Source organism: Psychrobacter sp. Rd 27.2 (genome assembly GCF_001921755.1).
GTDB lineage: Bacteria > Pseudomonadota > Gammaproteobacteria > Pseudomonadales > Moraxellaceae > Psychrobacter > Psychrobacter celer.
Genome location: NZ_MRYB01000052.1, coordinates 1 through 637, shown reverse-complemented (window position 1 = coordinate 637; position 637 = coordinate 1). Strand labels below are relative to the sequence as shown.

At 42.5% G+C, this 637-nt stretch carries 1 pseudogene; it reads right to left on the bottom strand.

What is annotated here, in order from left to right:
- Nucleotides 1–637 (bottom strand): annotated as a pseudogene (locus BTV99_RS12560) (methyl-accepting chemotaxis protein); the annotation flags it as partial.

Genomic DNA, 637 nt, shown 5'->3' with positions numbered 1-637 from the left:
ATCATGACCTTTAGCTCATTTACTAGACTGTCTTTGAGCTGGCGAGCATTGGCTTCGTTTGCTTGCGACGATTTTAATAGTTTGGCTAAATATTCCTCACCGCTGTCATCAGGAATAAAGGTATTATCAATAGCTGTGTTTAACCGCTGTAATTGCGCGTAGCACTGTCTCAGCCATGACTTTTCACGCCATGTGATAAGCATAGCGACCAGAATAGCCAATCCAGACGCCATGAATGCCTCAGCAACGCCAGTCAGTAGCAGATTTAGACTGTCTTGAACCGTGTCAGGACTGCCAGCAGGATCAAAGGCTAGTAGACCGATGAGCAAACCTGCAAAGGTAACAATAATACCGACACCTGTAATCATGCCGGGCAAATGCTTATAAAACTCTACCTTTAATGGTACATCTACGACGATGGATTCTGTAAAAAACGCTTCACTTGGTACGGTTGCATGTGAGTGAACAACCCTATCTTCCCCATCTACAGTCTCATAAGTATCATGGAAGGTTTTTTTGTAATTCGACCAAGCCTGTCTTAATGACAAATGACTACTAAACTTCTCATCTAATAAACCCTTATTTATTCCAGATTGATCATCAATGGCTTCTAGTTCATCGGCGACTTGTGATAGCT